Origin of the sequence: Halobaculum sp. D14, assembly GCF_051195135.1 — an archaeon.
Lineage (GTDB): Archaea > Halobacteriota > Halobacteria > Halobacteriales > Haloferacaceae > JBNTKA01.
This window is the reverse complement of record NZ_JBNTKA010000001.1, coordinates 363,504-383,772: the sequence shown is the minus strand read 5'-3', so window position 1 is coordinate 383,772 and position 20,269 is coordinate 363,504. Positions and strand designations below refer to the sequence as shown.

At 71.8% G+C, this 20,269-nt stretch carries 19 protein-coding genes; 10 read left to right on the top strand and 9 right to left on the bottom strand.

Going from position 1 to position 20,269, the window contains the following annotated elements; genetic code table 11:
* The first annotated feature begins 89 nt into the window (after window positions 1–89).
* Window positions 90–1,523, top strand: coding sequence for a 7,8-didemethyl-8-hydroxy-5-deazariboflavin synthase subunit CofH (gene cofH / locus ACQUST_RS01905; RefSeq protein WP_435124270.1), 1,434 nt, complete (start codon window positions 90–92; stop codon window positions 1,521–1,523).
* Here cofH and ACQUST_RS01900 read toward each other — a convergent pair whose 3' ends face one another.
* From ACQUST_RS01900 to ACQUST_RS01890, 3 genes are all read right to left on the bottom strand, one after another.
* On the bottom strand, window positions 1,524–3,425 hold the full coding sequence (locus ACQUST_RS01900; protein WP_435124268.1) for a hydantoinase B/oxoprolinase family protein: 1,902 nt from the start codon (window positions 3,423–3,425) through the stop codon (window positions 1,524–1,526). It abuts the gene before it with no gap.
* On the bottom strand, window positions 3,422–5,530 hold the full coding sequence (locus ACQUST_RS01895) for a hydantoinase/oxoprolinase family protein (RefSeq protein ID WP_435124266.1): 2,109 nt from the start codon (window positions 5,528–5,530) through the stop codon (window positions 3,422–3,424). The genes ACQUST_RS01900 and ACQUST_RS01895 overlap by 4 nt, the downstream gene beginning before the upstream one ends.
* Before the next feature lie 193 nt (window positions 5,531–5,723).
* A complete protein-coding gene (locus ACQUST_RS01890; RefSeq protein ID WP_435124264.1) occupies window positions 5,724–6,140 on the bottom strand; it encodes an SHOCT domain-containing protein in 417 nt (138 codons plus the stop codon).
* Window positions 6,141–6,298: 158 nt separating this feature from the next.
* On the opposite strand from ACQUST_RS01890, the gene ACQUST_RS01885 reads away from it, so the two are divergent.
* Complete coding sequence (locus ACQUST_RS01885) at window positions 6,299–6,637, top strand: hypothetical protein (RefSeq protein WP_435124263.1); 339 nt, start codon at window positions 6,299–6,301, stop codon at window positions 6,635–6,637.
* An 8-nt stretch (window positions 6,638–6,645) separates the two neighbouring features.
* Here ACQUST_RS01885 and ACQUST_RS01880 read toward each other — a convergent pair whose 3' ends face one another.
* The 5 genes from ACQUST_RS01880 to ACQUST_RS01860 all read right to left on the bottom strand — a co-directional run bounded on the left by ACQUST_RS01880 (window position 6,646) and on the right by ACQUST_RS01860 (window position 12,688).
* Window positions 6,646–7,071, bottom strand: coding sequence for a hypothetical protein (locus ACQUST_RS01880; RefSeq protein WP_435124261.1), 426 nt, complete (start codon window positions 7,069–7,071; stop codon window positions 6,646–6,648).
* 134 nt (window positions 7,072–7,205) lie between these two features.
* Entirely contained in the window at window positions 7,206–9,074 is a 1,869-nt protein-coding gene (gene arcS / locus ACQUST_RS01875) for an archaeosine synthase subunit alpha (protein ID WP_435124259.1), read from the bottom strand.
* Window positions 9,075–9,098: 24 nt separating this feature from the next.
* Window positions 9,099–10,598: a tRNA guanosine(15) transglycosylase TgtA gene (tgtA, locus tag ACQUST_RS01870; RefSeq protein WP_435124258.1), complete on the bottom strand. Its 1,500-nt coding sequence runs from the start codon at window positions 10,596–10,598 to the stop codon at window positions 9,099–9,101.
* 85 nt (window positions 10,599–10,683) lie between these two features.
* A complete protein-coding gene (locus ACQUST_RS01865) occupies window positions 10,684–11,721 on the bottom strand; it encodes a hypothetical protein (protein WP_435124256.1) in 1,038 nt (345 codons plus the stop codon).
* 94 nt (window positions 11,722–11,815) lie between these two features.
* Complete coding sequence (locus ACQUST_RS01860) at window positions 11,816–12,688, bottom strand: PspA/IM30 family protein (protein ID WP_435124255.1); 873 nt, start codon at window positions 12,686–12,688, stop codon at window positions 11,816–11,818.
* A 111-nt stretch (window positions 12,689–12,799) separates the two neighbouring features.
* Here ACQUST_RS01860 and ACQUST_RS01855 point away from each other — a divergent pair, with 111 nt between their 5' ends.
* Window positions 12,800–13,444, top strand: coding sequence for an alpha/beta hydrolase (locus tag ACQUST_RS01855; RefSeq protein ID WP_435124253.1), 645 nt, complete (start codon window positions 12,800–12,802; stop codon window positions 13,442–13,444).
* A gap of 164 nt (window positions 13,445–13,608) precedes the next feature.
* Here the strand turns inward: ACQUST_RS01855 and carA are convergent, their stop codons facing one another.
* A complete protein-coding gene (gene carA / locus ACQUST_RS01850) occupies window positions 13,609–14,673 on the bottom strand; it encodes a glutamine-hydrolyzing carbamoyl-phosphate synthase small subunit (protein ID WP_435124251.1) in 1,065 nt (354 codons plus the stop codon).
* A gap of 97 nt (window positions 14,674–14,770) precedes the next feature.
* Here carA and ACQUST_RS01845 point away from each other — a divergent pair, with 97 nt between their 5' ends.
* The 7 genes from ACQUST_RS01845 to ACQUST_RS01815 all read left to right on the top strand — a co-directional run bounded on the left by ACQUST_RS01845 (window position 14,771) and on the right by ACQUST_RS01815 (window position 20,139).
* Window positions 14,771–15,184 carry an Lrp/AsnC family transcriptional regulator gene (locus ACQUST_RS01845; protein WP_435124249.1) on the top strand — a complete coding sequence of 138 codons (414 nt, stop codon included), beginning with the start codon at window positions 14,771–14,773 and terminating at the stop codon, window positions 15,182–15,184.
* A gap of 50 nt (window positions 15,185–15,234) precedes the next feature.
* A complete protein-coding gene (locus ACQUST_RS01840; protein WP_435124247.1) occupies window positions 15,235–15,834 on the top strand; it encodes an NUDIX hydrolase in 600 nt (199 codons plus the stop codon).
* Between the two features lie 160 nt (window positions 15,835–15,994).
* Window positions 15,995–16,717: an SDR family NAD(P)-dependent oxidoreductase gene (locus ACQUST_RS01835; RefSeq protein WP_435124246.1), complete on the top strand. Its 723-nt coding sequence runs from the start codon at window positions 15,995–15,997 to the stop codon at window positions 16,715–16,717.
* Window positions 16,718–16,806: 89 nt separating this feature from the next.
* Complete coding sequence (locus ACQUST_RS01830) at window positions 16,807–17,877, top strand: aminotransferase class I/II-fold pyridoxal phosphate-dependent enzyme (RefSeq protein ID WP_435124244.1); 1,071 nt, start codon at window positions 16,807–16,809, stop codon at window positions 17,875–17,877.
* 115 nt (window positions 17,878–17,992) lie between these two features.
* The gene (locus tag ACQUST_RS01825; RefSeq protein WP_435124242.1) at window positions 17,993–18,370 is read left to right on the top strand and encodes a translation initiation factor IF-5A; all 378 of its coding nucleotides are present in this window, start codon (window positions 17,993–17,995) and stop codon (window positions 18,368–18,370) included.
* 4 nt (window positions 18,371–18,374) lie between these two features.
* Complete coding sequence (speB, locus tag ACQUST_RS01820) at window positions 18,375–19,235, top strand: agmatinase (protein WP_435124240.1); 861 nt, start codon at window positions 18,375–18,377, stop codon at window positions 19,233–19,235.
* Between the two features lie 136 nt (window positions 19,236–19,371).
* Window positions 19,372–20,139, top strand: a complete 768-nt coding sequence (locus tag ACQUST_RS01815; protein WP_435126079.1) for a Nif3-like dinuclear metal center hexameric protein — start codon at window positions 19,372–19,374, stop codon at window positions 20,137–20,139.
* Window positions 20,140–20,269 lie beyond the last annotated feature (130 nt).

Below are 20,269 nucleotides of genomic sequence, written 5' to 3'. Positions count from 1 at the left end.
ACGCGCCGAATCGCGGCGGAGGTATGCGTGTTCGTGCAGGGTTCCGGGGACCGCCTCACTTTTGACGGTTCGGCCGCACCGTCCAGTCCATGAGCGGACCGTCAGCGGCCGAGTTGGACCCCGACGACTTCGGCTTCGAACACGTCCCCGAGACCGACCAGTCGTTCGAGAACGCGCTGGCGAAGGCGCGCGACGGCGTCCGGCTGACGGTCGACGACGGCGTCGAACTGCTCACCACCGGCACCGACGCGGACGGCATCGACCAGCGGCGGAAAGAGCAGGTGCTCGAACTCGCGGACCGCCGCCGCGCCGAGCGGGTCGGCGAGGCGGTGACGTTCGTCGCGAACGTCAACAACAACGTCACGACGGCCTGCAACACGGGCTGTCTGTTCTGCAACTTCAAGGACACCGCCCACCAGTTCGAGGCGGACCACGACGGCGACCACGCCGGCTTCACGAAGACGCCCGCCGAGTCCCGCGACGTCGTCCGCGCGGCCGTCGACCGCGGCGTCTCCGAGGTCACGTCGGTGTCCGGGCTCCACCCGGCGTTCGCGCTCACCGACGAGCACCACGAGATTCTGCGCGGCCACGACGACCCGGCGCGCGACGTGAACTACAAGCCGCCCGAGCGCTACGCCGTCGACCCCGGGACGTACGTCGAGCAGATGCGGGCGATGTCGGTCGACGACGTCCACCTCCACTCGGTGACGCCGGAGGAGGCGTACCACGCCCGCCGCGGCACCGACTGGAGCTACCGCGAGGTGTACGAGACGCTCGCGGACGCCGGCCTCGACTCGGCGCCCGGCACCGCCGCCGAGATTCTCGTCGACGAGGTGCGCGACGTCATCTGCCCCGGCAAAATCGACACGGCGGGCTGGATGGACGCCATCCGCGGCGCCGTCGACGCCGGCCTCGACGTCACTTCCACGATGATGTACGGCCACGTCGAAACCGAGATGCACCGCGTCGTCCACCTGAAACGCATCCGCGACCTGCAGGACGAAACCGGCGGCATCACCGAGTTCGTCCCGCTGTCGTTCGTCCACGAGCGCACGCCGCTGTTCGAACACGGCGTCGTCGACGGCGGCGCCTCCGACGACGAGGACGAACTGCTCATCGCCGTCGCCCGGCTGTTTCTGGACAACGTCGACAACATCCAGACGTCGTGGGTGAAGTACGGCGACGAGAAGGCGCTGAAGACGCTGTCGTGCGGCGCGAACGACTTCATGGGCACCATCCTCTCGGAGGAGATCACGAAGCGCGCCGGCGGGAGCTTCGGCGAGTTCCGCAGCTTCGACGACTACGTCGAGATGGTGACGAGCGTCGGCCGCGTCCCCGTCGAGCGCTCGACCGACTACCGGACCACCCGCCGCATCCACCCGGACGACGCGCCGCACGGCCCGACGCTCGGCCCGAGAGCCGACGGGACGCCGCTGCTCGGCCCGGACGAACGCGCCGAGCGCGTCGGCGACGACCCGGACCGGGGCGATACGGACCGCGGCGACGCCACCGCCGACGACTGACTACTCCGCGTCGTCGACGCCGTACCGGTCCGCCGCCGCCGACGCCGTGAGTTTGCCGAGCCGGAGGTCCCGCAGGACGGCGTCGCGGTCGCGGTCGGCGGGGTCGCCGTAGCCGCCGCCGCCGGGCGTCCGGACGCTGACCACGTCGCCGTCGCCGAGGTCGCGGGTGTGTTTCGCCGCCAGTTTCTCCAGGTCGTCGCCGTCGTCGTCGACGAGGTACGCCGCGCCGTTCGCGCCGTCGTCGCCGCCGGCCAGCCCGTACGGCCGGGAGACGTGGCGGTCGGCGAGCAGGCTGAACCGGGCGGTGTGCCCGCGGACGCGGATGTCCCGGCGGAGGCCGAGGCCGCCGCGGTGCTCGCCGGCGCCGCCGGAGTCCGGCCGGAGTTCGTAGCGGTCGACGCGGAGCGGGTACGCCGTCTCCAGCACCTCGGCGGGCGTGTTCAGCGTGTTCGACATGTGGACGTGGACGCCGTCCATGCCGTCGCCGCCGGCGCGGCCGCCGAAGCCGCCGCCCTGCGTCTCGTAGAAGGCGTACGGCGTCCCGGTGCGCGGGTCCGTACCGCCGAACGTGACGTTGTTCATCGTCCCCTGCCCAGCAGCCGCGACGGCGCCCGGCGCGGCCTGCGCGAGCGCGCCGAGCACGGCGTCGGTGACGCGCTGGGACGTCTCCAGGTTCCCGCCGACGACGGCGGCCGGCGGCTCCGGGTTCACGATGGTGCCCGCCGGCGCGTCGATGTCGATGGGTCGGTAACAGCCGTGGTTCGGCGGGATGTCCGGGTCGGTGACGCAGCGCACCGCGTAGTACGTCGCCGAGGCGGTGACGGCGAAGACGGCGTTCACCGGGCCGTCGGTCTGCGCGGCGGTGCCGTCGAAGTCGACCGCGACGCCGTCGCCGTCGATTTCTAGCGTCACGTCCACCGCGAGCTCCGTGTTGCCGCGGCCGTCGTCGTCGAGCACGTCGCGGAACTCGTAGACGCCGTCGGGGAGGTCGCGGATTTCGGCGCGCATCCGGCGCTCGGAGTAGTCCTTGATGGCGTCGAGCGCCGGCGCGAAGTCGTCGCCGTGTTCGCGGGCGACCTCGCGGAGTCGGCGCCGCCCGGTCGCGTTCGCCGCGATCTGCGCGCGCAGGTCGCCGCGGCGCTCCTCGGGCGTCCGGACGTTCGCCAGAATCATCGACAGCACGTCGTCGCGAACCTCGCCCGCCGCCTCCGCGGCCGCGACGTCGGCCGCGTCGCCGTCGCTGCCGCCGCCGTCAGCCGTGCCGCCAGCACCGTCGTCGACGGCGCCAGCCGCGCCGCCCGTTTCGAGTTTCACCGGCGGAATCCGGAGGCCCTCCTGGTAGATTTCGGTGGAGTCCGCGGCGACGCTGCCGGCGGTGGAGCCGCCGATGTCGGCGTGGTGCGCCCGGTTCGCGGCGAACCCGAGCAGTTCCGGGCCGCCATCGCCGTCCACGCCGTCGGCGCCGCCGGAGCCGTCGTCGTCGCGGCCGCGGTCGTCGAAGACGGGCGTGACGAGCGTCAGGTCCGGGAGGTGTGCGCCGCCGCGGAACGGGTCGTTCAGCAGCACCGAGTCGCCCGGCGACAGCGTCTCCGGCGGGAACGCCTCCACGGCGGCCGCGACGGAGTACGGCATCGCGCCGAGGTGAACCGGCATCGTCTCGGCCTGCGCCACCATCTCGCCGTCGGCGTCGAACAGCGCCGTCGAGCAGTCCTGCCGCTCTTTGATGTTCGGCGAGTAGCCCGTCCGGACGAGCGTCGCGTTCATCTCCTCGGCGACCGCCTCGCAGGCGTTCCGCAGCACCTCCAGCGTCACCGAATCGACGCCGGCGTCAGCATTGGCGTCGGCGCCGACTCCGACGCCGTCCTCGGCTTCGGCGTCCCGCGCCGCGTCCCGGTCGGTCATTCGCCGTCACCTCCGGTGGCGACGACGAGGTTCGCGTCGCCGTCGACGCTCGCGGTCTGCCCGGGGTGGACGACGACGGTGCTCTCGGGGCCTTCGACGACCGCCGGGCCGTCGACGGCGGCGTCGGTCGGCAGCGCGGTCCGGTCGTACACCGGAGTCGCGTGGTCGTCGCCGCCGAAGACGACGCGGCGCGTCTCCCGGACCGCGTCGTCGACGTCGCCGTCGCGGTGCGCCGCGGCGAGGTCCGGCGGTTCGACGAGGCCGCGGGCGCGGAGCCGAACCGTCACCAGTTCGACCGGTTCGTCGCGGGCCGCGTGGCCGTACCGGCGCTCGTGGGCGTCGTGGAACCGCTCGGCGATGGCGTCGAGGTCGAACGCCGCCCCGTCGGCGCCGCCGGTGTCGCTGGCTGCGTCGCCGGCGGTGCCTGCTGCGTCGCCGGCGCCGGCGTCGGCGACCGGAACGGAGAGGTCGAACGACTGGCCGGCGTACCGGAGGTCGACGGTGCGCTCGAACCGCATCTCGTCGACGTCGCGGCCGGCGGCGGCCAGTTCCTCGCGGCCCGACCGCTCGAACTCCTCGTAGACGGCGGCGAGGTCGGCGGCGTCGACCGCGTCCCACTCGCGCACCATCGACGTGGAGTAGTCGTAGACGACGTCGCTGATGAGCAGGCCGAGCGCGGAGAGCACGCCGGCGGCGCGCGGCACGACGACCTCGGGGATGCCGAGGCTCTCGGCGAGCGCCGTGGCGTGCAGCGGGCCGGCGCCGCCGAACGCGACGAGCGCGAACTCGCGGGGGTCGAAGCCGCGCTCGACGCTGACGACGCGGAGCGCGCGCTCCATGTCGGCGTTGGCGACCCGGAGGACGCCGGCGGCCGCGTCCTCGACGTCGCCGCCGACGGCGGCCGCGAGCGGTTCGAAGGCGTCGCGGACCGCGTCGGCGTCGCGGCCGAGCGCGTCCGGCAGGAACCCCGCCGGGTCGATGCGGCCGAGCAGCAGGTGCGCGTCAGTGATGGTCGGGCGGGCGCCGCCGCGGCCGTAGCAGATTGGGCCGGGGTCGGCGCCGGCGGAGGCGGGGCCGACGCGGAGCGCGCCGCCGGCGTCGACGTGGGCGACCGACCCGCCGCCGGCGCCGACGGTGTGGACGTCGACGGTCGGGACCGACACCGGGTAGTCGCCGACCTCGGTGTCGGTGGTGACGAGCGGGTCGCCGCCGCGGACCAGCGAGACGTCGCAGGACGTCCCGCCCATGTCCATCGTGACGAGGTCGTCGACGCCGCGGCGGCCCGCGACGTAGGTGGCGCCGCGGACGCCGGCGGCCGGGCCGGACAGCAGCGTGTTGACCGGGCGGTCGCGGGCCGCCTCGGCCGCCATCAGGCCGCCGTTCGACCCCATGACGCGCAGCGGGGCGGTGAGTCCGCGGTCGGCGGCGCCGTCGGCGAGCGCGCCGAGGTAGTCGTCCATCACCGGCTTCAGCGCCGCGTTCAGCGCCGTCGCGAGCGTCCGCTCATACTCGCGAATCTCCGGGAGGACGTCGCTCGACAGCGACACGGAGGCGTCGACGCCGGCCGCCCGGAGCAGGTCGCGGACGCGGCGCTCGTGGTCGGGGCGTTCGAAGCTGAACAGCAGCGAGACGGCGACGCTGTCCACGTCGCGCTCGCGGAGGTCGGCGGCGAGGTCGCGGACCGCGGCCTCGTCGAGCGGTTCGAGCACGTCGCCGCGCTCGTCGACGCGCTCGGGCACCTCGAACCGCCGGTCGCGTTCGACCACCGGCGCGGGCTTCTCCGCGTCGAAGTCGTAGATGTCGGGGCGGTCCTGCCGGCCGATTTCGAGCGCGTCGCGGAAGCCCTCGGTGGTGACGAGCGCCGTGTCGGCCCACTCGCCCTCCAGGACGGCGTTCGTCGCGACCGTCGTTCCGTGGCCGAAGAAGTCGACGTCGCCGAGCGGCGCGTCGAGGTCCTGCAGGCCGGTCAGCACGCCGCGTTCGGGCGCGGCCGGCGTCGACGGCGTCTTGTCCACGCGGACGCGGCCGTCGCGCACCGTCACGAGGTCCGTGAAGGTGCCGCCGACGTCGACGCCGACGCGGGTCTCCGGGTCCGAATCGTCCATACGGGTCGCTGTGCCGCCGGGGACGTATGCGTTCGCTTCCCGGTCAGCCGGCCGGTCGGCCGTCGGTAACGGAGCGGCGACGGCGGCTCACGCCGAGTCGGCGCGTCGCTCCCGCGCGACCGCGGCGCCCGCGACGCCGGCGACGACGAGGGAGGAGCGGGGGACCATGCCCGCAGGAGGTGTCGGCTCGCCGTTATTTGTTTCGTTCGCGGAGCCGCTCGCGGGCGGTCTCCGCGTCGGCGTCCTCGGTCTCCAGGAGCGTGTCGAGCCGCTGTTCGAACTCCACGTCGTCGATGTCGCCGGCGGCGTACCGCTGCCGGAGCCGCTCGACCGGGTCGGCCGCCTCGGCGTCGCGCTCCGCGCCGACGGCGTCCGACTGCGACTGCGACCGCGACCGCGACAGGGACGCAGCCGTCTCCGAGTCGTCGTCGCCGACGAAGACGTCGCCGAGTATCGCGGACAGCGGAGTGAGCAGGAGCCAGCCGACCACGGCGACCGCCGCGCCGGCGCCGCCGCCTCCGAATATGCCCGCGAGCGCGGCGAAGCCGACGGTCGCCACCGCGATGACGCCGGGCGCCGCCTCGACGAGCCGGTGCTGCCGTGGTGTCACGTCCGGGATGATTCAGCAGTGTCGACAAAAATCTCTCGGTGCGGCGTCTCCGTCCGGTTCGGCGCCGTGGCGTTCGGCGCGAATCCGCCCGCCGTCGGGTGCTGTCGGCGTCCGTCGAATCGTTCGCTCCCTTTTCGGTGGCCCGCCACCGTCCGAGCATGAAGTGGCGCGACGACCTCCCCGACGACTGGGACGACGCCCCGAACCAGCCGCCGGCCGTCGACCGGCCGGACGCCGAACTCGTCGCCGTCGACGGCGGCGCCGTGTTCCGGCCGGCCGAACCACCCGACCGCGGCGACATCGAGACGCACAGCCTGTTCTGCGACGGCCTGACGGTCCCCGGCCACGACGACGCGGCCGTCGACGGAACCGACGCCGCAGACGGCGACGTGGCTGCGGACGGCGACGCGGACGCCGACGGGCCCGAGTGGTGGACGCGAGACGACGGCGAGTTCGCGCCGGACGCCTGGGACTGGTCGACCGAAGACGCCGACTGAGCCGCGGTCTACTGCTCCAGGTCGATGCCGTCGCGGAACTCCTCGAACGCGTCGTCGAGTTCGTTCTTGATGGCCTCCCGTTCGTCGTCGGTGAGTTCGCGGTTCTCCTGGGCCGCCAGGACGGCGCGCGCCAGCAGTTCGTTGTTCATCCGCATCGACGGGTGCGCGAAGTTCGCCGAGAGGTCCTGGCGGTCGCGCGACATCTGGTTCCACACGCCGCCCTCCGTGTACAGGTAGGTGAATATCAGCGTGCCGACGAGGGTGACGCCGATGAGCGGCCACGCGTACTCGCCGTGGCCGTACTGCCTGAGCGTGAGCGTCGCGGTGGAGAGCCCGGTCAGGCCGAGCATCGCCAGCCGAATCATCCCCGAGACGCCGTCGACGCGCGCGAGCCAGCGGGCGGCGAGCCGCACCCACCAGCGGTCTGCTGTCATGAGCGGACCTGACGCGGTCGACCCGTAAAACCGGCTTGGACTGTCAGTTCGCGGATGCGTTCGGGGTGCCGGGGCTGCCGCAGCGCGGTGTCGCCGCGGCGCCGTAACGCCGTGACGCGCTCTCGTGCGGACGCTCAGCGCTCCTCGACGTGCCGGACCTGGACGGCGATGCCGCGGGTGGAGTCGCGCATCTCGGCGCCGAACATCTCCGCGCGGCCGACGGCGAACGCCTTCGGCCCCTCCACGACGACCTCGTCGCCGACGCGGATGTCGTCGTCAGCGTCGACGACGCCGGGCGCGAGCACGCTTCCCTGCGGCACGAAGCCGTCGATTTCGACGGTCTTGGTCGGCGCGTCGCTGTCGACCCAGCGGCGGGCGCCGGCGAGCGTGAAGGCGAGGACGCCGTAGTTCGGCACCATCGTCGCGAGCTGTTCGCCGTCGCCGTCGCGGACCTGCAGTTTCGGGTAGCGGCTCTTCGTGTGCAGGTCCGAAAACAGGTCGTCGCCGGCGCCGTCGCCGAGCATGTAGTCGGCGAGCGCGCGCACCGTGTTGTGCTGGCGCTCCCGCTTCGTGTACTTCAGTTCGCCGTCGAGCGTCCGCATCAGGTTCCCGATGGACTCCGTCGTCGTCGGGTGGTCGTCGACGGTGTACTCGAACGGGACGTCGACCTGCGACTCGACGCGCTCGCAGATCTCTCGGTAGCCGTCCGCCGGGACGTGCGCGATGACGCGCGGGTAGTCGTTCCGCTCCAGGTACCGGCGGAGCACCGTCGCGACGAACTGCGTTTCGTCCTCGGACCACCGGCCGGTGACGACGGTGTCGTAGTGCTGTGCCGGGTACGTCAGTTCGAGCTCCTGCGGGACGACGCCGATGGGGGACGTCATCGACGCGGTGTGCGCGCGGTACTGGACGGCGTCCTGGAACTGCCGGTGGCTCTGGCTCTCGGAGTACGGTTTCCGGGCGGAACACGGCACCAGCACCAGCGGATTCCGGAACCGGTTCCGGTAGCGGGTCGTGACGCGCTCGGCGAACCGCTGGATTTCGACGCGGCGCAGCGTGTCGCTCGTCGCCGCCGTCAGTTCGGTGTCGCGGACCACCGGCGTCCGCTCCTCCAGGTAGCCGTACTGCTGGTCGAGTTCGCGGAACGTCGCGGTGAGCCACTGCTCGTGTCGCGCCTGCCCCTCGACGTAGTCGCGGAGCCGGCCTTCGCGGATGCGCTGGCGGACCCGGCGGAGCTCCGCGGCGAGCGCGTTCACGTTGTGGGCCTCGCAGTCGCGCCGGTCGAACGACTCGCGGGGCACCTGACACGCCGGACAGGAGCACGGTAGTTCGTCGAGGTCGTCGAGGAACCGCTCGCCGTCCGTCGTGAGGTACCGGCCCTGCGAGCCCTTGATGCGGGCGCGGGTCGCGTCCAGCAGGTCGACGCCGGCGTAGACGAGCGTCGCGGCGTTCGCGGGCGTCGCGACGCCGGAGAGGTACAGCGCGGTGTCGGTCGGCGTCGCCTCACGGACGGAGACGACGGCGTCGACGAACGCGGCGGCGTGCCCGACGAACCCCTGCGCGTCCGAGACGACGTAGGCGTCGACCGGGGCCTCGTCGGCGCCGCCGGCGGTCGGCGCGTCGCTCTTCACGACGGCCGCCGTCGCGGCGTCGACGTCGGGGTACTCCGCGGCGAACGACTCCACGACCTCGTCGCGGGTGCCCGCCGGGAACGACCGGTGCGGGAGCACGGTCAGCGCGTCGTCGTCGCCCTCCGGGACGGTCCGGTCGGCGCTCCACAGGCTCCCGGCGTCGACGACGCGGACACCGTCGAGGTCGATTTCGGCGGACGCGCCGTCGGCTGCCGCGTCGGCAGCGACGTCCGCGGCCGCGTCGGCGACGCTGCCGCCGTCGGCGTCCGCCACGGTGTCCGCGAGCGCCGGCGTCGTCACCGGCGAGGCGAGCCGGAGCTCCCCGAGCCGGGCGGCGGCGTCCCGCTCGTGGACCTCGAAGTAGTCAGTCATGCGAACACGTCCGTGACCGACGGTTTATTCGCTTTCGTTCCCGTCGCCGCCCAGCCCGGCGAGGTTCTCCAGTTCGACGCCGTTGGGGACGCGGGCGAGCGCGTCGGCGCTCCAGTCGTCGTGTGCGAGCGTCACGTCCGCGTCCGGGTTCGCCGCGACGAGCGCCGCGACGCCGTCGGCGGCGGCGCGCTCTGCGGCCTCGTCAGTCCGGTCGGGGAGTTCGGCGGTGAGCGGGTACGTCTCCGAGAGCGCCCGCGGGAACGGCCCGAACGGCGGCTCGACGCGCCACACCTCGTCGTAGGTGTGCTCGGAGGGCGTCCCGTACTCCGAGAGCAGCAGGCTGTCAGGGACGGCGAGCCGGTCGAGCCGGTCGTGGTGCCGCCGCACCTCGGGGCGCCGCGCCGACTCGTGTGACAGCCCGAAGAACGCGCCCTTGCTGGCGCGGTCCTCGCGTTCGAGCTGGTCGGCGTGCTCCAGCATGGCGCGGTAGCCGTCGAGCATCGCCGGGTGGCCGCGGGCGCGCTTCTCCACCAGTTCGAGCAGGTCGCCGTCGCGGATGGCTTGTTTCACGCGGCGCAGCTCCTCGAACGTGACGTGGAGGTTGTGTTCGGCGAGCAGCCGCTCCTGCTCGTCGGCGTCGGCGGCGCGGAGGTCCGCCGGCGTGTGGCGGTGACACACCGGGCAGGCGCACGGCATGTACTCGAGGTCGTCGAGCTGTTCGGTGCCGGAGACGGTGAGGTAGCGGCCGTCGCGGGCGTACAGCGCGTAGGCCGCGGAGTCGAACAGGTCGCAGCCGAGCGCGACGGCGAGCGCGAACATCATCGGGTGGCCGGCGCCGAACAGGTGGACCGGGCAGTCCGCGTCGAGGCCGCGTTTCGCGGCGGCGACGGCGTCCACCATGTCGTCGTAGCGGTAGCTGTTCATCATCGGCACGACCGCGCCGACCGGGAACACGTCGAGGTCGGACGCCGCCGCCTCCCGACCGGCCTGTTCTCGCAGGTCCGGGTAGGTGGCGCCCTGCACCGGCGCGTTCACCAGCATGTCGCCGACGTCGACATCCTCGGCGTCGCGGAGCGCCTGCCGCGTCGTTTCGAGGTCGGCCGCCGCCTGCTCGCGGCTCACGTCCGGCGGCGTCGGCACGTCCACCGGCGTCCCGATGTCGCTGCCGATGTCGCGCTGGAACTCCAGAATCTCCGTCGTCGACGTGTCGATTTCGCCGTACTCCGCGAGCTGGAACGACCCGGAGTCGGTCATGATGGCGCCCGAGAAGTCGAGCATCTCGTGGAGGCCCTCGTCGAGCGCGCGCTCGGCGAGGTCGTCGTCGCCGCGGATGATGTACGAGTTCGTGATGAGGATTTCGGCGCCGAACGTCGACTCCAGTTTCGCCGGTTCGACGGTGAGGATGTTCGGGTTGATGACCGGGAGCAGCGCGGGCGTCTCCACGGTCGTCCCCGCGCGGGGAACCGTCAGCTCCCCGATGCGGCCCGCGGCGTCGTGCGCCCGGACCTCGAAGGTGTCGCGCATGCATCGCCGTCCGCGGCCGGAACGGGAAGGGGTTGCGGTCGGCCGTCCGCGCGGCCGTTCAGGCAGCCGTTGCGCAGCGGGCCGTCTACGCGTCCCACTCGACCTCTTCGACCTGCTCGGTCGACCGGAGGATGAACGGGCCGATGGAGAGCGTGTGTTTCGTGACGGTCGCGATCCGGAGGACGTACGCGAGCAGCACCAAGAACGGCAGCATGGCGAGCGTCGCCGTGACGGCGATGACGGCGACGAGCGTCTCGACGCCGAACAGCGTGGCGTGGTACGTCGCGTCGTTGAAGAAGGCGACCATGACGCCGGAGATGACCAGCGCCGGCACCGCCGAGATGAGGATGGTGCGCGAGAGGTTGATGAGCTCCCACTGGAAGTACAGCGTCTTGAAGTGTTCGCGCGCCGGACCGAACAGCTCCAGGACGTCCGTCAGCCGGTCGAGGGTGTCGCTCGCCTCGTCGCTCATGCCGTCGCCGTACTCGCCGCGGATGCGCTGGGCGGCGTACACCTTCCACGAGTAGTTGAAGTTCAGCGCCGCCGACAGCACGTCGAACTCGCCGAACCGGGCGCCGTCGAGGCTGTCGCCGACCTCGGCGGCGTTCTCGACGAGGCTGCCGGCGAGGTTGTCGACGGCCTCACGGAGGTCGTCGTCGTCGCTGTCGGCGACCGCGGCGCGGAGCTCCTCGGCGCGCGACCCGGCGACCTGCACGAGCGCCCGCAGGAACTGCGCGGGCCGCGCCGGGGCCACCGGCGCGTCGATGAGGTCGGCCGCGTCCTCGCGGAACCCGAGCGCGCCGCGCATCCGTTCGCGCTGGTCGCCGACGGCGCCGAGTTCCTGCGACAGCACGAGCTGGTTCAGGGTCAACACGAGCGTCACGCCGGTGATGGTGGCCGTGAGAAAACCCTGAAACAGCGTGTCGACGGAGTCGCTCGTCCGAATCGCGCCCTCCGCGGTCGGGATGGCGTAGCCGGCGGCGAGAAACGAGACGAGCAGCACGGCGAGCAGCGTCCCCGTGACCAGCCGCCGGTCCGCCTCCAGCAGGAACCAGAGCTTCCAGCGGCTCTCGGAGGCGCGTTCGCGGAGCAGGTCGCTCGGCTGGTCGCTCGCGTCAGTCACACCTCTGCTTCAGGCGACACCGACAAGAAACGTCCGGCAGTCGCCGAGCCGATGGACAGCCGCACCGTCGCGGCACCGCTTCACGCGCTCCCCGCTACTTCGACTGCGTCGACTCCTCTTCCTCGCGGAGCTCTTCGAGTTCCGCCTCGACCTCCTCGTCGGACGGCTCGACGTCGGCGTCGACGTCGAGCTCGGAGTCCACGTCGGTGTCGGCGTCCGCGTCGACCTCGGCTTCCGCCGTCTCGTCCGCCTCGTCCGCCGCGGTCGCGCCGCCGCCGAGTTCGGACTTCAGCGTTTCGAGCTCCGCGTCGACCTCGCGGTCGGCCTTCCCGGATTCGAGCTCCCGGTCGATCTCGTCTTTGTCCGAGAGCGCGTCGTCGAACGCGCCGGTGTCCTGGAGTTCGTCCATCGCCTGCGACCGCGCCTCCATCTCCTCGGTGCGGCCCTCGGCGCGTTCGATTGCGCGGCTCACGTCCTCCATCTCGTCGCCGACGCCGGTCATCGCCTCGGACACCCGCGTCGACGCCTCGGCGGCCTCGTAGCGCGCCTTCATCGTCTCCTTTTTCGTCTTGAACTCGTCGATGCGGCTCTGCAGCTCCTCTTTCTTCTCGACGAGCTGGTCCTGCGTCGACTGGAGGTCCTGAATCTGCCCTTCCAGCTCCTCGATCTGGTTCATCTTCGACTTCTTCTTTTCGAGCGCGCGCCGCGCGAGGTCGTCGCGGTCCTGCTGGACGGCCTCCCGCGCCTGCTCGTTGTGCTTTTCGACGTTCTCCTCCAGCCGCCGCTTCTGGATTTCGAGCCGCTTCTTCTGGGTCGTGAGGTCCGCGATGCCCTGCTTGACGTCCTGCAGTTCGTCCCGCATCTGCTCGTAGCTGTAATCGAGCGTCTCGGTCGGGTCTTCAGCCCTATTGAGGACGGCGTTCACTTTCGAGCGGAGGACGTACGAAGCGCGAGAGAGGATTCCCATACCCGACGGTTAGGCGACTGACCGTATAAATTTCACCCGACAAACGGGTTCGGCCGCCGACCGGTCGGGATTCCCGCTACTGTTTTCGTCCCTCGCCGCGGACGCCGAGCCGTGACCGACGACACCGTCCTGATTCCCGGCGGCCGCGACGTCCGCGCCACCCTCGACCGCGCCGCCGACGCCGCACCCACCGCCGACGAAGCCGCTGCTGCTGCCGCAGCGGACGCCTGCGTGGTCGCGTGCCCGCCGCATCCGCAGCACCGCGGCCACCGCGGCGACCAGCGGCTCCGCGCGGTGAGCGACGCCCTGACGGACGCCGGCGTCGACTGCCTCCGGTTCGACTACGGCGAGTGGGACGAAGGGTACGGCGAGTGCGCCGACGCCCGGAACGCGGCCGCGTGGGCCGCCGACCGGTACGAGTCGGTCGGCCTGTTCGGCTTCAGCTTCGGCGGCTGCGTCGCGCTGCTCACCGCCGCCGACGACCGGACCGACCCGGAGGTCGCCGCGGTCTCCGCGCTCGCGCCGACGGCGCGGCTCGCCGCCGACCTCGACTGCGCCGCGGCCGTCCCGGAGATCCGGTGCCCGGTGCAGGTCGTCTACGGCGCCCGCGACGACACCGCCGACTGGGAGCCGGTCGTGGACGCGGCGCGCGACGCGGGCGCCGACGTGACGGAACTCGCCGCGGACCACTTCTTCGTCGGGCAGGCCGACGCCGTCGGCGACGCGGTCGGGTCGTGGCTCGCGCACCGCGTCTGAACCCCCGCGGTCAGCGGCGAGCAGCGCGGCGACCGCGTCGACAGCGACGGCGAGCAGCGCGGCGACCGCGGCAACGGCGCTGTGCGGGTCGAAAGAACAGGAGAACGGCGGGTGCGGCGGTCGGAGTCGCTTCGGGGGCGCTCCAGGGTCGCGTCGGAGCCGCGTCAGTCGGCCGCGACGGGCTCGGCGGTTCGTTCCGCGAGCGAGAGCACGTCGTCGAAGAAGTCGAGCGAGTCGTGCGGACCGGGGTTCGCTTCGGGGTGGTACTGGCGGGTGATGACGTCGTACTGTTCGCTCGCGAGCCCCTCGGCGGTGTCGTCGTTGACGTTGACCTGGGTGACGTCGAGCGACCCGGGGTCGGCGACGGAGTAGCCGTGGTTCTGGGTCGTCATGACGACCCGGCCGGTTTCGAGGTCCTGCACCGGCTGGTTGACGCCGCGGTGGCCGAACGCCATCTTCTCGGTTTCGCCGCCGAACGCGCGGGCGACGATCTGCTGGCCGAGGCAGATGCCGGCGAGCGGAAGTTCGCCGGCGAACTCCTCGACGAGCGCCTGTGCGGCCTCGAAGTTCGCGGGGTCGCCCGGGCCGTTCGAGACGAACAGGACGTCCGGCTCGACGGCGGCGACGTCGGCGGGGTCCGCGTCGTACGGGAGGACGTGGACCGTCGCGCCGCGCTCGGTGAGCGACGAGACGATGGAGCCTTTCGCGCCGCAGTCGACGAGCGCGACGTCGACGTCGCCGTCGGCCTCGACGGTGTACGGCTCGTCCGTCGACACCTGCGCGCCGATGTCGGTGTGTTCGGACATCCCCTTGCAGTCGGCGAGTTCGGCTTTCGCGTCGGCCGGCGTCGCGTCGGGGCCGGCGGCGATGCCGCACTTCATCGCGCCCTCCTCGCGGACGGACGTGACGAGTTCGCGGGTGTCGAGGTGGTCGACGGCCGGCACGCCCTCGTCGGTGAGCCAGTCGGCGACGTCGTCGGTGAGTTCGCGAGCGATGGCCGCGTTCGGGTGGACGCAGCCGGACTCGAATCGCTCGTCTCGGACGCCGTAGTTCCCGATCAACGGGTAGGAGAACGTGAGGACCTGCTCCTCGTAGGAGGGGTCCGTGAGGCTCTCCTCGTACCCGGTGTACGCGGTTGTGAACACCAGTTCACCACGTGTGCGGCCCGGCGCACGGGCGCGTCCTGCGAAGACACGGCCGTCCGCGAGCGCGACGTAGGCGTCCGCCATTACGAGATACATACACAGGCCTGGATAATAAGTGCGTCGTTCGAAGCATCGTTACGAAATTCGTAATCGGTTTGTGTCGGCGGCCGCATCCACGTGCATGGACGACCTCGACCGCCGAATCCTGAACGTCCTCCGACACGACGCGCGGACGCCGTACACGGAGATCGCCGACCGCGTCGGCACCAGCGAAGGCACGGTCAGGAACCGCGTCGACCGGATGACCGACGAGGGCGTCATCGAACGGTTCACCGTCACTACGCGCACGGGGAACGTCAAGGCGATGGTCGAAATCTCGGTCGACATGAACGTCGACACCAGCAGCGTCTCCGACCAGCTCGCAGACTGGGAGGAGGTCGACTTCGTCTGGCAGGTGTCCGGCGAGGAGGACATCGTGCTCATCGTCGACTGCGTCGACACACGCGCCGTCAACCAACTCATCACGCGCGCGAGAGAGATGAGCGAAGTGGAGGGCACGAAGACGCGGCTGATTCTCGACGAACGCCTCGGCTGACCGGGCGCGGAAGCGAAGCCATCATGGTGCGTCCTCACGCACCCGAAGGCATGAGCACGGACGACGCCGCCGCGGCGGACGACGCGACGGAGGAGGCATCGGTCGGCGAGCCGGACCACGAGAACGCGCTCCAGGACGTCATCGCCGTCGACGGCGACGACAACCCCGAGGGGACCGTGAACCGACTGGACGCGCACACCGGCGACGGCATCCGCCACCGGGCGTTCACCTGCCTCGTCTTCGACGGCGAGGGGCGGCTGCTGCTCGGCCAGCGCGCGCCCGGCAAGCGGCTCTGGGACACCCACTGGGACGGCACCGTCGCCTCCCACCCGGTCGAAGGGCAGACCCAGCGGGAGGCGACCCGGCAGCGTCTGGAGGAGGAACTCGGCGTCACCCCCGACCAGTACGGCGACCTGCGCGTCACGGACCGCTTCGAGTACAAGCGCTACTACGAGAACGCCGGACTGGAGTGGGAGGTGTGTGCGGTGCTGAAGGTGACGCTCGACGACACCGCGCTCGACCCGGACGAAGACGAGATCGCGGGGCTGCTCTGGGTGGACTACGAGCACCTCCACGAGCACCCGGAGTGGTACCGCCAGCTCCGCCTCTGCCCGTGGTTCGAAATCGCGATGCGGCGCGACTTCGAGTAGGCCGCCCGCCCGAACGCGACCCGGAGGCGCTCCGGCAACGCGGCGACGACGCGGGACCGACTCCGGCACCGCCACGGCAACGCGGCGACCCGAACCGACTCCGCTTCCGTGGCGGCTCCGTGTCGAAACCCCGTAATCCCCGGAGCACGAAGCGGGCCGTATGACCGACGACGCGGCCGAGTCGACGCCCGAACCGACGCTGTACGACGACCTCGACGGGCAGGTGGCGCTGGTCACCGGCGCGAACCGCGGCATCGGCCGCGAAATCGCGTCTTCGCTGTCCGACCGCGGCGCGACGGTGTACGCCGGCGTCCGCAGCGTCACCTACGACATCCCCGACGAGTGGCGGCGGCTCACCCTCGACGTCTCGCAGGAGGGCGACGTGCAAGACGCGCTGAACCGCGTCGGCGACGACGAGGACCGGCTCGACGTCCTCGTGAACAACGCCGGCGTCGGGCACTTCGGCGAGCCGCTCCACGAGGAGCGCACCGCCCACATCGACCACACCATCTCCGTGAACCTCCGCGGCCCGATGCTGCTGTGCAAGTACGCGATTCCGCCGCTGCTGAACGCCGAGACGCCCCGCATCGTCAACGTCTCCTCCGGGATGGGCGCGCTCGGCGAGGCGCAGAGCGGCGGCTCGCCGGCGTACCGCGTCACCAAAACCGCGCTGAACGGCCTCACGAAGTACCTCCACGGCGAGTACGCCGACGACGGCCTCATCGCGAACGCGGTGTGTCCCGGCTGGGTCGACACCGAACTCGGCGGCGAGGAGGCGCCGCGGAGCCCGGAACGCGGCGCCGAAACCCCGGCGTGGCTCGCCCGGTTCCGCGACGGCCCCGGCGGCCTGTTCTGGCGCGACAAGCAGGTAATCGACTGGTGAGCCGCGGACGCGGGACGCGCCGCCGAGTCGACGACGCGACCGATTCCGGGACCCGCAGCGTTTAGCGGGAGCCGCCACCACCTCCGCGCATGGACATCGCGCCGTTCGAACTGGAGCGCTGGTTCGCGGAGTACGAACACGAGGCGGACATCATGCTGGCGGAGTCCGGAATCCGGTCGCTCCGCGCCGACCGGTTCGACCTCGACCCGGGGAAGCTGGGGTACGTGATTCCGACGAACGGCGACCCCGAGTTCCGCGCCGACGTCGCGTCGCGGTACGGCCGGTCGGCCGACGAGGTGCTGTTCACCTGCGGGACGCAGGAGGCGAACTTCCTCGCGTTCCTGTCGCTGCTGAACGCCGGCCACGGCGACCACGCGGTGGTCGTGACGCCGACGTACCAGGCGCTGCACGCCGTCCCGGACGCCTTCGGCGACGCGACGCGGGTGCCGCTGGAGCCGCCGGAGTGGGAGCTCTCCGTCGACGCCGTCGCCGACGCGGTCACCGACGACACGGCGGTCGTCGTCGTCAACAACCCGAACAATCCGACGGGGCGGTACCACCCGGAGTCGGTGATGCGGGAGCTGTACGACGTCGCCGCCGCCCACGACGCCTACCTGCTCTGTGACGAGGTGTACCGGCTGCTGGCGGACGAGCCGATTCCGCCGGCGGCGTCGTTCGGCGAGTACGGCGTCTCCACGACCAGTCTGACGAAGGCGTACGGGCTCGCGGGCACCCGGTTCGGCTGGCTCGCCGGGCCGCAGGACGTCGTCGACGCGGCGTGGCGGTGGAAGGACTACACGACGATTTCGCCGTCGCTGTTCGGCCAGCACGTCGCGAAGCAGGCGCTCGGCGAGCAGGAGGACGACATCCTCGCGGAGAACCGCGCGCTCGCCCGGAAACACCACGGCATCGTCGCGGACTGGCTGGACGACCACGGCCTCGACTGGCACGACCCGGTCGGCGTCAACGGCTTCATCACCGTCCCGGACGGCTTCGACGGCTCCCGGGCGTTCTGCCGCGCCGTCGTCGAGGACGCCTCGGTCGTGCTGGCGCCGGGCGACGTGTTCGGCTACGACGACTACTTTCGGCTCGGCTTCGGCCACGAGACCGACGAACTCAGGGAGGGGCTGTCCCGCGTCGGCGACGTCATCAGCGGCTGACCCGGCCGGCCGGAAGCCGCGAATCCCGGGGGAAACCGGCTGGAAGCCGCGCTGTCGGGCGGAGCCGCGACGCGCTATCAAACCGTTTATACCGCCGCCGCGGGAAATCCGGTGTATGCCGAAAGAGCAGAAGCAGGTCCGGGAACTGCAGGAGGGAAGCTACGTCATGATGGACGACTCCCCCTGTAAAATCAACCATTACAGCACCGCGAAGCCGGGGAAACACGGCAGCGCGAAGGCCCGCATCGAGGGGAAGGGCGTCTTCGACGACAAGAAGCGGTCGCTGTCCCAGCCGGTGGACGCGAAGGTGTGGGTACCGATAATCGAGCGGAAGCAGGGCCAGGTCGTCTCCGTCTCCGGGGAGGACGCCCAGATCATGGACCTCGACACCTACGAGACGTTCACGATGCGCGTCCCGGAGGACGAGGAGTTCGAGCCGGACCAGAACATCGAGTACCTCGAGTACGAAGGCCAGCGGAAAGTCCTCGGGTAAGCCGATGTTCCCGGGCGCCGTCGCGGACCGAGGGGACGCCGACTACGTCGTCGTCGGCGCGCCGCTCGACGCCACGACGACGTTCCAGCCGGGAACCCGATTCGGCCCCGACCGCGTCCGGCGGTTCGCCGAGCCGTTCGACGACTACGACCGCCGGACCGACTCGTTCTTCTCCGACTGCGCGGTTCACGACGCCGGCGACGTCCCGCCGTGGGACGCCGTCGGCGACTACCTCGACCACCTCGCCGCCGAACTCAGAGCCGCCGCCCTCGACGACGCCGTCCCGGTGACGGTCGGCGGCGAACACACCGTGACGTGGAGCGGCGTCCGCGCCACCGACCCGGACGTCCTCGTCACGCTCGACGCCCACCTCGACCTCCGCGACGACTACGACGGGAATCCGCTGAGCCACGCCTGCGTCGCGCGGCGCTGCCTCGACGGCGGCGACGAGAGCGGCGACGAGAGCGCGAGCACCGACGCGGAGCACGCGACCGTCGACGAACTGGTCGTGCTCGGCGCGCGCACTGGGAGCCGCGAGGAGTGGGAGCGCGCGGACGCCCCCGACGTCACCGTCGTCCCGCCGGCGGACGTCGCCGACTGGACCCCCGAGTTCGGCGACCGCGACGTCTACCTCTCGGTCGACGTCGACGCCGCCGACCCCGGGTTCGCGCCCGGGACCGGGACGATGGAGCCGTTCGGGCTGACGCCGCGAGCGATGCGGCGCGTCGTCCGCGCGGTCGCGCCCCGGTGTGTCGGCGCCGACGTCGTCGAGGTGAACGACCGCGACGACGGCCAGACCGCCGCCCTCGCCGCGAAGCTCCTCCGCGAGTTCGTGTTCAGCCACGCCGACGGCGACGCGGACTGACGCGCCGGCAGCGACGGAGATTGACACCCGGCGGCGACGCGGACCGCGACGGCGACGACGGTTCCGCCGGCGACGTCACCGACCGCGGGGACGCGCAGGCTACAAGCCGCTCGCGGTCGAAGCCCGCCGCATGACGATGAAGCTCTCGGAGTTCTCTGCGCGGCTCGACGAGAAACTGGACACGGCGGCGTACGCCGACCTCGACGCGTCGCCGAACGGCCTGCAGGTCGGCCCGGACGACCGCGAAATCGAGACGGCGGCGTTCGCGGTCGACGCCGCGGTGGCGACCGTCGAAGCCGCGGCGGCCCGGGGCGCCGACGTGCTGGTGACGCACCACGGACTGGTCTGGGGGGGCCTCGACCGCGTCACCGGCCAGGAGTACCACCGCATCGCGCCGCTCGTCGTGAACGACGTCGCGCTGTACGTCTCACACCTCCCGCTGGACGGCCACCAGGAGCTCGGGAACGCCGCCGGCGTCGCCGACGTCCTCGGACTCGAAGACCGCGAGCCGTTCGGCGAACTCGGCCCGGAGTACGTCGGGCAGCGCGGCGCCGCGGCCGAGCCGTACACGGCGCCGGAGCTCGCCGGGACGCTCGAACGCGAACTCGACCACGACGGCGAGGGCGTGCAGACGCTGGATTTCGGCCCGGAGCGCATCGAGGACGTCGCCGTCGTCACCGGAAGCGGCGCGGACTGGCTCGGCGAGGCCGCCGCCGCCGGCGTCGACGCCGTCGTCACCGGCGAAGGCAAACAGAAGCTGTACCACGAGGCCCGCGAGGCCGGCGTCACCGTGTTCCTCGCCGGCCACTACGCCACCGAGACGTTCGGCGTGCAGTCGCTGCAGGCGCTCGCGGACGACTGGGGGCTGGAGACGGTGTTCGTCGACCACCCGACCGGGCTGTAGGCGGGGCCGTCGGCGGCAGCCACCGGGTCCGCCGTCCGCCCTCGCCGCCCGGCGCTCGTCGCCCCGATTCGGCTCGCGCGTCGCGCACGACCGAGGTAGCCTTAACACGGAGTAGTCGCGCCGAAATCGT

What these genes read in the sequence shown, in the direction of transcription:
- speB (WP_435124240.1), top strand. Translation starts at nt 18,375, where the DNA reads ATGTTCCCGGGCGCCGTCGCGGACCGAGGGGACGCCGACTACGTCGTC.
- ACQUST_RS01900 (WP_435124268.1), bottom strand. Translation starts at nt 3,425, where the DNA reads ATGACCGACCGGGACGCGGCGCGGGACGCCGAAGCCGAGGACGGCGTC.
- arcS (WP_435124259.1), bottom strand. Translation starts at nt 9,074, where the DNA reads ATGACTGACTACTTCGAGGTCCACGAGCGGGACGCCGCCGCCCGGCTC.
- cofH (WP_435124270.1), top strand. Translation starts at nt 90, where the DNA reads ATGAGCGGACCGTCAGCGGCCGAGTTGGACCCCGACGACTTCGGCTTC.
- tgtA (WP_435124258.1), bottom strand. Translation starts at nt 10,598, where the DNA reads ATGCGCGACACCTTCGAGGTCCGGGCGCACGACGCCGCGGGCCGCATC.
- ACQUST_RS01860 (WP_435124255.1), bottom strand. Translation starts at nt 12,688, where the DNA reads ATGGGAATCCTCTCTCGCGCTTCGTACGTCCTCCGCTCGAAAGTGAAC.
- ACQUST_RS01895 (WP_435124266.1), bottom strand. Translation starts at nt 5,530, where the DNA reads ATGGACGATTCGGACCCGGAGACCCGCGTCGGCGTCGACGTCGGCGGC.
- ACQUST_RS01830 (WP_435124244.1), top strand. Translation starts at nt 16,807, where the DNA reads ATGGACATCGCGCCGTTCGAACTGGAGCGCTGGTTCGCGGAGTACGAA.
- ACQUST_RS01825 (WP_435124242.1), top strand. Translation starts at nt 17,993, where the DNA reads ATGCCGAAAGAGCAGAAGCAGGTCCGGGAACTGCAGGAGGGAAGCTAC.
- ACQUST_RS01885 (WP_435124263.1), top strand. Translation starts at nt 6,299, where the DNA reads ATGAAGTGGCGCGACGACCTCCCCGACGACTGGGACGACGCCCCGAAC.
- ACQUST_RS01835 (WP_435124246.1), top strand. Translation starts at nt 15,995, where the DNA reads ATGACCGACGACGCGGCCGAGTCGACGCCCGAACCGACGCTGTACGAC.
- ACQUST_RS01880 (WP_435124261.1), bottom strand. Translation starts at nt 7,071, where the DNA reads ATGACAGCAGACCGCTGGTGGGTGCGGCTCGCCGCCCGCTGGCTCGCG.
- ACQUST_RS01840 (WP_435124247.1), top strand. Translation starts at nt 15,235, where the DNA reads ATGAGCACGGACGACGCCGCCGCGGCGGACGACGCGACGGAGGAGGCA.
- ACQUST_RS01845 (WP_435124249.1), top strand. Translation starts at nt 14,771, where the DNA reads ATGGACGACCTCGACCGCCGAATCCTGAACGTCCTCCGACACGACGCG.
- carA (WP_435124251.1), bottom strand. Translation starts at nt 14,673, where the DNA reads ATGGCGGACGCCTACGTCGCGCTCGCGGACGGCCGTGTCTTCGCAGGA.
- ACQUST_RS01815 (WP_435126079.1), top strand. Translation starts at nt 19,372, where the DNA reads ATGAAGCTCTCGGAGTTCTCTGCGCGGCTCGACGAGAAACTGGACACG.